At 54.9% G+C, this 1,112-nt stretch carries 1 protein-coding gene; it reads left to right on the forward strand.

Going from position 1 to position 1,112, the window contains the following annotated elements; translation table 11 throughout:
* Nucleotides 1-1,112: M24 family metallopeptidase (locus J5224_RS29305; RefSeq protein WP_264628586.1), on the forward strand; the 1,112-nt coding region annotated here is incomplete at both ends.

Genomic DNA, 1,112 nt, shown 5'->3' on the forward strand with positions numbered 1-1,112 from the left:
CTCAAGCTGGTGCCTCACGCCCGACTGCACGGCACCGTTTTGCACGCGCCCTGCTTCTCTCTGCCCGATCAGCCAATGCCGCCCGATTTCGATCTCACCACATTGCTTGCGCAGTCAGGCATTCCGCTTTGCCAGCGTGTCGGCATTGTTGGCTGGAAACACCTGAAGTTAAACGGACCTTCAGACCCAGCCATGTTTGATATTCCGCATTTTATTTATCAGAGCATTCGGAGCGCGCTGCCCTCCACCGCTGCGTTGGTGAATGCCACCGGTATTTTCATTTCTCCCAACGGGGGCGTGCGCACCATCAACAACGCCAACGAGCTGGCACACTATGAATACGGGGCGAATCTGGCCTCCACGGCCATGCTGAATGCGCTTAATGCGATAGAGATTGGTAAAACAGAAAAAGAGATTGCTGCGCTGCTGGCTGCCGAAGGGCAACCTCACACCGTGGTGACCATCGCGGCTACCGGCGATCGCTTTGAGCAAGCCCGGCTTTATCCCAGCGATAAAAAGATAGCGCTCGGTGATAAGTTTTCCCTCACCGCCGGTTTTAAAGGCGGGCTCAGCAGCCGAGCGGCCTATGTGGTAAAACATCGCGAGATGCTGCCAGCCAAAACCAATGACTATCTGGAACGTGTCGCCATTCCGTATTATCACGCCGTGGTCTGTTGGTTAACCGCGCTTCACGTCGGTATCACGGGCGGGGAGATCTACGCATTAATCGAGGAGGTTCTGCCCAAAGAGCGGTTTCACTGGCATCTGAATCCAGGCCATTTGGTGGCCGATGAAGAGTGGCTCTGTTCACCCATCAGCCAAGATTCTCCCATCGCGCTCGCCAGCGGTATGCTGTTGCAGAGCGATATTATCCCTTCGGTAGCTGGCTATGCAGGTGCCAGCATAGAAGATACGGTGGCACTGGCTGACGCAGATCTGCGTGCCGAATTAGCCTCCTCGTACCCGGCGCTGTGGCAGCGAATCCTCACTCGCAGAACGTATCTGGAAGCAGTATTACACATTCCATTGCATGACGATGTTCTGCCAATGTCCAATACCGTCGGTTATTTGCGCCCTTTTCTGCTGGATAAGCAAAAAGCATTGGTCTGTGG

This window comes from Candidatus Symbiopectobacterium sp. NZEC135 (assembly GCF_025962695.1).